Origin of the sequence: Psychromonas sp. B3M02, from assembly GCF_003318165.1 — a bacterium.
Classification (GTDB): Bacteria; Pseudomonadota; Gammaproteobacteria; order Enterobacterales; family Psychromonadaceae; genus Psychromonas.
Genome location: NZ_QOCB01000121.1, coordinates 1 through 8,547, shown reverse-complemented (window position 1 = coordinate 8,547; position 8,547 = coordinate 1). Strand labels below are relative to the sequence as shown.

Here is an 8,547-nt window from a genome sequence, read left to right as displayed (position 1 = left end):
TTATTTTTTCGTTGTAAGTTTCGTATAGGGAACAACCATTTACATCAACTTACGCCTCAAACTAAGCCATTTTTCCGGCGCAAAATTTAGAGCAGTTATTTAATACAATTGGTATGAGGCTTTAAAGGTAAAGAGGCTATTTGTGTTTAGTTAAGGTAAAACTTGGGTTGAAATGAGATTCACTGCTAAGCGAATTAACCATTCGTTTAGCAGTATGATGTTACAATTTAATGTCGAGGCGGTTTCGGTAAAGCGTTTTTCAACTGTGTTTCTGTTACGCCTAAATCTTTCGCGGCAGCACTAATATCTAACTTTCTGCCACCATTATCCATAATAACCTTCATTAACTCTTTTTCTGTCACGCCTAACGTTTTAGCTGCTTTATCGAAGCCTGGAGGTGTGCCGTGACCAGGTCCACCGCCTTGTCCGGGTCCATTCGCAGAACCAATGCCTTGTTTAGCGGTTGTAGAGAAGTTTTGCTTAGCCACGACTCCGTGTAAACAAGTTGGTAAGTTAGGGAAAGTCGTCGATGCGTGGTAATGATAAATACCTTCTGGGTGTTCTTTGGTTGGGCCAAAGTGACCATTACAAATATCTAACCCTGCTGGCATTTTTCCATCTTGTTCAAGACTACCGTAAATTGGAAATCCATCGAAAGCATAGGCAAACATGGCACTGGCTTTTTGTTTGATACCGCACTCAATATCGAGATGTTCATTTTTATACACGCTGTCAATGTCAGTTGCCGTTGAATGCCAATGGTACCAACCACCTGGGTCAACATGTCCACCACATTCATCTAATGCAGGCATGTGCCCTGTATCCAATACAGAAGGTGCATCAGCAAAGATTGGGACACCATCTAATGCTAGACCTACTTTTGCGACTGTACCTAGATCGCTCACTTGGTCTGATTTAACAGGGTTAACTGGAATTAAAACAGTCATTTCTACAGTCTTATCTACTGACGCTTGTAAACAAGTATTATCGCTTTTAGGTTGAGTGGTACGGACATCAGTAATGTTAACATTGCCATCTTGATCATAGAAATGATAACCCTGGCTATCTAGCATAGAGAGAAAGCCTTTATCTATCTGGTATAAACCAGCCATTTCACCATCCCAATTCCAAACACCACCTTTCTCGTCGATGTTTTTAGGACAAAAAGGTCCTGTCTCTAGGTTGTCTGGTTGATATTTAACAACAAATTTAACACAACTTGCTGAATCTCCATTGTCTAATGTACATTCAACAATCACCGGATCTTTTACTAATGCATCTTGACTGATGCTATCGATATCAATATTAGCCCAAGCGCTGCTAAAGGGTAGCGCAAAACCAACCATACTAGCGAACCAATATTGACGTGTAAATTTTACTAATTTCATCCAACTTCCTTAAAAAAATAAACCAAGTCGCCTTGCTTGCTCACTTTTAGACTCGCTGTTATTTCATTGTGAACTAAGTACAACTTTTATAAAGACATTACTTGAGCGGTCTGAACATATTGCTTACAATGCATTATTTTAATTTTATAGGTCATATTTATGAACGACACTCAGTCGCTACCAACATTACCCGATCGTCTTTCTGTTAACCCTCGTAGCCCTTATCATGTTGCAGAAATATTTGAACATGACATCGGTATTCGACTTAACGGTAAAGAACGTTTTGATGTTGAAGAATACTGTATTAGTGAAGGTTGGGCTTTAGTGTCAGCACATAAAGCCTTAGACCGCAGAGGTCAACCTTTAATGAGAACGGTTAAAGGTACAGTTGAAGCCTATTACCGCTAACAACAAACTAAAAGGTGCGTTAATCGCGCCTTTTTTGTACCTGATACTCACCACATTATCCTGTCAATTCAACATCTTTCACAGTATACAGTTATTTGGAACAACTGAATTATTATTACTGACATTGTGATGCCAATAATAGTAAATTAATGATCTAAATTTTGAACCTTTCGGCATTAAGGTTGAGCATCTTCTATTAAAAAGCTAACTCATTTTAATTAAAAAAATAGATCAATTAATTAGTGTGTTTCATATTAAGCGTTAATTTACCTTATGAATGTGCAGTAAATGTGCAAAGTAGACAATCCGTTAAAATTTATTAAGGGAATGAATAAAGGGGAATATAATTCCCCTTTGATTAGTTTAATGTAATTGTTTTGTACCTGTGTGCTTTAATATAATGTGAGCCCCGCATATCTCAGTGCACTATAGCCAGAGAACTCATCTACCGGTCTGATTTCAAGATCCAATAAACCTTCAAATTCAATATCAACTTTAAAGTTTTTCCAGCTATAACCTGAACTTAATGTGATCAGTTCACTTTCACCATTAATAATCAGCTCTATTGATGCTTCTTCTCGGGTCCACGCACCTGCAGTAAAGTAAATCGATGCCGTGTTAATTTGTTGATCGCCACTGCTTAATTGCATGGTGATACCATTGTCTTCACTCCAGCCCATTGTTTGATACCCTTTATATTCCTCTGCAAATTGATCAGTAAAGGTATATTTATTGGTACGAGCCTTAGTGGTACCTGAATAAGATAATGATAATATTGTTGCCTCAGAAAATGTACTATTTACCTCTTCTAATAAGTTATTTAAGAATTTACTATCAGAGATATCTATATCGGTACCATTATCTGTTTCTACTGCCATTAACGATGCGTACTGTATTACCTCTTCTTCTTCGATGACTTCCTCTTCTACTTCTTCGAAAACAATACCCGCGATCATCACTGCACTGTAGCCACTATGATCACTATCAGTAGTGATGGTAATAGGAAGGTCGCCATCAAAGGTGATGTCAACGGTAAAGTATTGCCAAGAATATTCTTGAGTTAATGACACGGTTTCAGTTACATCGCCGGCTATCACCTCTATTGCAGCACTCGCATGTGTCCACACACCTGCTTGTAAGTATATTCGCGCAGTTTGTGCTGTGCCGTTAGATTGCAATTCAAAGAATGCCTTATTGCCACTATTAAATGTCATTTTTGCAATGCCGCTACTGAGTGTGGTTTGGCCATCAACAAAACTAAAGTAATTGGTAGATTTACTACTGCTATTACCACTTGAGATATCAAAGTAAAAATCGGAAACAGTGGCATCACTGTATGATTCATTAAAGTGTTGTTCATCGTAGAATGAGTATATAGCTTGCTCTGTCACGTCAATAGAAGTTGGTTTACTGATAATTGCATGAGACATACTGATAATAGTATTCTCATCATTTTCAGCAATCGGTTCTAGGTCACTACTAGTATCGTCATCACTGCTGTTGTCTTCATAGGTATCTGCGGTACGAGTATCTTGCTCAACGCTATCAGTAACCTCAACACATGATTCATCAGAATAACTTGACCCTGCTTGGTTAAACGCCACGATGCGATAACAGTATGTTTGGTCCACATCAACATCACTGTCCGTGAAACTGGTTGTATTGGCAGTGAGGGTTGTCACTATCTCTGCATCGTTTTCATCTAATCCACGTTTTTCAACATAAAACCCATCTTCATTTGAAGAACTATCAGCCCATGTTATTTGCAAACTATCGGCGTAAATGGCATGGCTAAAAAAGCAACATGACGTTACTATTAAACGGGTTAGTTTACTGTTTATTTTATTCATCTTGTTTCTCCAAACAACATCGGCTGAGTAACCCAGCATTTATCAATGTAAAAATATTGGTTTATGCATTTAAATTTGGTGTGATAAATGCTTATAATTAACTTATGGGTTAAGGCTTAAGGCAACGATTTATGAATTAAATTCAAATAAACGAGCAATCCCTCTCCTCTAAAGTACTACTTTAAGGGTAGTTAATTAACATATTTTTGCAAAAACAAATCCAGGTTATTTGCTTATTCCTCCCTGTCAGTTAGCTAAACATATAATATTTATATAGTTATTTTTCTAAATTATTTTTTATTTTCCTTCCTATTTATCTACTGGTTAACTAGCAACTAAATGCTACAATATTACTCATATAGGGTTAGCGCATTTATTGTATTGGCTAGCCAAACACTTTTTAACAACATATTGACTAACAAAACCAAGGAATATATGCGTTCACTTTCTATTAAAAATCGAATAATTTTATCTATACTGGTTGTGGTTATTGTTTCTACCAGTGTGATTGCACTGGTTGCACAATTAAAATCGCGTGAATTATTACTTAACCGATTACAACATTCAGAATTACCAAACTTGGTGCAACGTGTATCACAAACGGTAGATGCTGAAATAGCTGAAATGAAAGCAATCACTAAATCAATCGCTAATAACCCGTTTATTTATCAGTTAATTGATAATAATAACAAACCAGAAATAGATAGGCGTTTAACTGAATACCTTTCAGGAGTTGCAAATAATAACGGGTTAAGTAATGCCTCGTATATTGAGCGTGACTCTGCACAATACTGGAATCAAAAAGGGTTCCTTCGTGTATTACAAAATAATGATCACGATAGTTGGTATTTTAATTTTAAAAATAGCGGACAACAAACATCAGCAAGTACTTATACTGAGTCCGATGGCACCATTAATGTTTTTGTGAATTACCAACAACTTAATGGCCGCGCGGCTTCAGGTGTGTCCCGCACTTTTTCTGACATAGCTCATTTATTACAACAATTCAAAATTGAACAAACTGGTTTTGTTTATTTAGTTGATCAAAATGGATTAGTAAAAGTACACAAAAACCAAGGCTTTGCTGAAACTAAAAACGTTAGTGAGTTCTACCCTGAATTGAATAAAAATATTTTTTTTGCTAAACAACCCTTTGCATTCCAAGAAGCCGGCGATTTCATACTATCTACTAGTTATATAGAAAGTTTACAGTGGTATATCATTGCGCAAGTACCAAAGGACGAGCTCTATCAGCCGATCACTGAAGTACGCAACTATATGCTCATTCTATTTTTAATAATTGTATTTATCTTCGTAGGTCTAAGCATTGTTGTATCAAATAAGCTGGTATTACCTTTACAAAAAATGGCAGAGAAATTCCGAGTACTGGGCGAAGGTGAAGGAGACTTAACCAGTAAAGTCGATGAACATGGTGCCTACGAAATATCGGAATTAGCGAAAGGTTTTAATGCTTTTGTCGGGAATATTCGTAATGTGGTACAAGATGTTAAATCAACATCTACCGAGATCAGAAGTGCCTCTGAAACTGTCTATATCGATGCTAACGCTTCAAAACATTCACTTGATAAACAACGTGATGAAGCACATCAAGTCTCTGTTGCCATAAATGAAATGGGCAGCACCATAGCAGAAATAGCCAATAATGCAGCAGTCGCAGCGGATACAACTAATCAAGCAACTAATATGACATCACAAGCACAAATAGTGGTTAATGAATCAACAGAAACCATTAGTCATATGGCGGAAGATATGGAAGTGGTTTCAACCAATATTGAAACGTTAGCACAACGTAGTGATTCAATTAGTAGCGTATTGGATGTGATCCGAGGAATTTCAGAACAAACCAATTTATTAGCGCTTAACGCAGCCATTGAAGCCGCTCGTGCAGGAGAATATGGACGTGGTTTTGCAGTAGTAGCTGATGAAGTGAGAAACTTAGCCAAGAAGACTCATGAATCAACCGATGAAATTCACCGTATGATCACTGAATTACAGGATGGTTCAAAACTCGCTGTAGACTCCGTACATAAAAGCCGTGAACAAGCAATTCTTGGATTAAATGCGGCGAAAAAAACTAATTCAGTGCTTAACGAAATAGTGATTAACGTACAGCATATTTCAGACCTGAACACGCAAATTGCGACAGCAACAGAAGAACAGTCTGCGGTGATTAATGAGATTAATGTCCACGTGGTTAATATCAGTGACAGTACCGAAGAAAGTGCTCATGCATCGCAGAATATTGAATCCTCCTCTGACCTGTTAAAATCCATGGCAGCAAGTTTAGATAAACTGGTTAATCGTTTTAAATCGTAAAATCACAGTAGTATTAAACAGTAGCATTTAACTCCCCTGTTACTGTTTAATACTTATACTAAAAGCTACTTTTCTTCAGTGACTTGTTTTGACTCGATAGCCTCACTGCTTTGGTCAGTTAAACGTAAAAACACACCTAATGAAATCAGTAAAAACGCAGTGCTTGCGATAATGGCAACGGGATAATACAAGTTACCCGCCAAGTCTAATTGGCTATACTTTATCACCATAATTAACCCTTCTAATGACAGCGCAACACATACAGTGCCAATAAAGCGAGGTAAGGTGCCTCGTAGCGTTTGAATCGCATCTTTATGGTGATGGTCACCCGGTTCTGAGTATTCTTTATTAATGATCAATGCCAATTCAAACACGGCTAATGCGATCACACCAATGTTGATACTCTTTAATAATACTTCGGTTAAATCAGCTTTATTGATAAGGCCATTCACAACATGCTGAATCAAAGAAAAGATGATTGCACCAGCTAATAATAAGAAAATGATAGTGAGTGCTTTTGAGAAAATGTTTCTCATAAAGGAAGTGATTGATTCGTTCATTGTGCCCTCAGTCGAAATATTTGGTAATACCGGATAGGATGTTTGGTATTACTATCAATATTTGGACGAAAACAGAGGCAATAAGTTCATAAATGAGAATTAATAGATAAAAAAACAGCCAATACTTAAAGTATTAGCTGCATTGATCTATTACGAAAAATCTAAACAATTAGATACTCGGTCACAATAAATAATTAAGCCTTTAATGCCATATCCGCCATTTTCATGGTGTTTTCAAAGGAGGCACAGCCAGCGATAAACAAGCCGTTATGACAGAACATTGCATCTTCAAGCCCTGTAACATCTTGTAATGCTTGGTCAGATAGTCCAGCCCAACTAGCCGGTAACGATTTTCTATCTTCAAAAGAACCAGGCTCTACAGGTACAGTTTGAATGCGCCATTGCCCTGTAGAGGATGGGTAAACCATATATAAAGCTTCCTGCGACATTGCGTGCACAGTACGTTTCCATGGAATATACTTTTCTAACACAATAACACGCGGATCAGTGGCATCTTCAATCGCTTTTGCAACAATTGCTTTTGCACTTATACCACCACTTGCCGACGCAATAAAACGGGCTAATACTTGCTCTGCAAATGCAACTGCTTGATCAAAACACTGATCAAAATGTGCTTCTTCTTGCCATGTTGGATTAAACATAGAGATAGTTTGACTAAGGCTAATACCCTGTGCGACACCTTCAACATGTCCACAGTCTATAGCATCGATGGTTGACACTAAACCGTTATCAATTGACGTTGCAACTTCTTCATTACCTGCACAGATCTGCACGCCATATTTTTGCCAAATAAGACCAAATGATGAGAAAGGAATACCATTTTCACGCGCACCTGCACCACCTCGTTGGTGATGATCGAAGCGCCCTGTTTCAGGATCATAAATGCCGCCTACATCAATGACTAAGTCAGCCGCTGTGATCACATTTAAATCTCTGGTTCTCACTAATTTAAATGAAGGAAAGATAGATTTTAGGGCTGCAATACTGAATACATCATCTGCATGGAAGTTACCGTTATGTGTTGCTATTGTAATTTGTGTCATATATCTCGATTCATTTTGTTTAAATAAGCAATGGGTGAGTGTGTTTTTAGAAAAACCACTTCTCAGGTGAATTCTATACTATGACGCGCAACAAACCTAGGGAAGCTAACCAGCATCCTAGATTGATACTCAGTGAGTTTTATCAAAAACTGTTAGTTAAAGCATACATTTTGAATAAGTTAATGCTATTTGTACTACAAATAGTGGTTAAACTTAGGTAACATACTAGAAACTATAAAAATTCAAGGAGTTACAAATGAGCATGTTGGATGAGGTAATAAAAGTATTAACCTATTACCATGGAGAAAATAACTTCAATATGAACCCACTTGTACCTGAAGATGTGGAACATTATGCTCGAGCGATATTAGATATCCCCGACGATGAATACATTCTAGCTGCAATGCGAACATCATTTACTCAATTTCATCGCGGTATAGTGATTGGTAGAGATGCTATTTATTGGCGTAATGACAATAAAATTGAAACAACAGTGAATAGTTTAACCTGGCAACAATTAAGCGAACAAAAGTCGCAATTCCGTGCGCATCGCCGTACCGTAGAATTAGGTAATGGTGCTGTTTTCGATAATATCGGCTCTCTCAATAAAACCAGCATTATTATTAATTTGTTAGATTTATTGATCGACCGTTATCAATCGCAACATAACTCGACAGATGGTTTTATCTTTAATGAAAAAGAAGAAATGACGTTAGTTAAGTCCATCCCGAACAATAAAAAAGAACTGAAACAACAATGCGTTGAAAGTGCCGCAGATGCAGAAACCGTCAGTTTTATTTCAATTATAGCTTCACTTTTCAATAAAATTTTTAGACACAAGTAGTCCTCCCTTTCATTTCTATTCCCATCTTTTATTGTCATTGTGTTTATAGTCACTCTATAAACACTTGATTTTAAATAGATGACACTGTAATAAGAG

At 37.1% G+C, this 8,547-nt stretch carries 7 protein-coding genes; 3 read left to right on the top strand and 4 right to left on the bottom strand.

The annotated features are described in order from the left end of the window. Positions 1-227: 227 nt before the first annotated feature. On the bottom strand, positions 228-1,388 hold the full coding sequence (locus tag DS885_RS13585) for a YHYH protein (RefSeq protein ID WP_113819965.1): 1,161 nt from the start codon (positions 1,386-1,388) through the stop codon (positions 228-230). A gap of 159 nt (positions 1,389-1,547) precedes the next feature. On the opposite strand from DS885_RS13585, the gene DS885_RS13580 reads away from it, so the two are divergent. After that, a complete protein-coding gene (locus DS885_RS13580; RefSeq protein WP_113819964.1) occupies positions 1,548-1,796 on the top strand; it encodes a DUF3297 family protein in 249 nt (82 codons plus the stop codon). Between the two features lie 392 nt (positions 1,797-2,188). Here DS885_RS13580 and DS885_RS13575 read toward each other — a convergent pair whose 3' ends face one another. After that, positions 2,189-3,646 carry a fibronectin type III domain-containing protein gene (locus tag DS885_RS13575; RefSeq protein ID WP_113819963.1) on the bottom strand — a complete coding sequence of 486 codons (1,458 nt, stop codon included), beginning with the start codon at positions 3,644-3,646 and terminating at the stop codon, positions 2,189-2,191. Positions 3,647-4,081: 435 nt separating this feature from the next. On the opposite strand from DS885_RS13575, the gene DS885_RS13570 reads away from it, so the two are divergent. After that, positions 4,082-5,983, top strand: a complete 1,902-nt coding sequence (locus DS885_RS13570; protein ID WP_258546915.1) for a methyl-accepting chemotaxis protein — start codon at positions 4,082-4,084, stop codon at positions 5,981-5,983. A 65-nt stretch (positions 5,984-6,048) separates the two neighbouring features. Here the strand turns inward: DS885_RS13570 and DS885_RS13565 are convergent, their stop codons facing one another. Further along, positions 6,049-6,543 carry a hypothetical protein gene (locus DS885_RS13565; protein WP_113819961.1) on the bottom strand — a complete coding sequence of 165 codons (495 nt, stop codon included), beginning with the start codon at positions 6,541-6,543 and terminating at the stop codon, positions 6,049-6,051. A 194-nt stretch (positions 6,544-6,737) separates the two neighbouring features. Beyond that, entirely contained in the window at positions 6,738-7,607 is an 870-nt protein-coding gene (locus DS885_RS13560) for an MYG1 family protein (RefSeq protein ID WP_113819960.1), read from the bottom strand. Positions 7,608-7,863: 256 nt separating this feature from the next. Here DS885_RS13560 and DS885_RS13555 point away from each other — a divergent pair, with 256 nt between their 5' ends. Then, complete coding sequence (locus tag DS885_RS13555) at positions 7,864-8,451, top strand: hypothetical protein (RefSeq protein WP_113819959.1); 588 nt, start codon at positions 7,864-7,866, stop codon at positions 8,449-8,451. Positions 8,452-8,547 lie beyond the last annotated feature (96 nt).

Excerpts from the sequence above, each read along its gene's own strand:
- DS885_RS13585 (WP_113819965.1), bottom strand. The coding sequence starts at position 1,388 with ATGAAATTAGTAAAATTTACACGTCAATATTGGTTCGCTAGTATGGTT.
- DS885_RS13580 (WP_113819964.1), top strand. The coding sequence starts at position 1,548 with ATGAACGACACTCAGTCGCTACCAACATTACCCGATCGTCTTTCTGTT.
- DS885_RS13575 (WP_113819963.1), bottom strand. The coding sequence starts at position 3,646 with ATGAATAAAATAAACAGTAAACTAACCCGTTTAATAGTAACGTCATGT.
- DS885_RS13570 (WP_258546915.1), top strand. The coding sequence starts at position 4,082 with ATGCGTTCACTTTCTATTAAAAATCGAATAATTTTATCTATACTGGTT.
- DS885_RS13565 (WP_113819961.1), bottom strand. The coding sequence starts at position 6,543 with ATGAACGAATCAATCACTTCCTTTATGAGAAACATTTTCTCAAAAGCA.
- DS885_RS13560 (WP_113819960.1), bottom strand. The coding sequence starts at position 7,607 with ATGACACAAATTACAATAGCAACACATAACGGTAACTTCCATGCAGAT.
- DS885_RS13555 (WP_113819959.1), top strand. The coding sequence starts at position 7,864 with ATGAGCATGTTGGATGAGGTAATAAAAGTATTAACCTATTACCATGGA.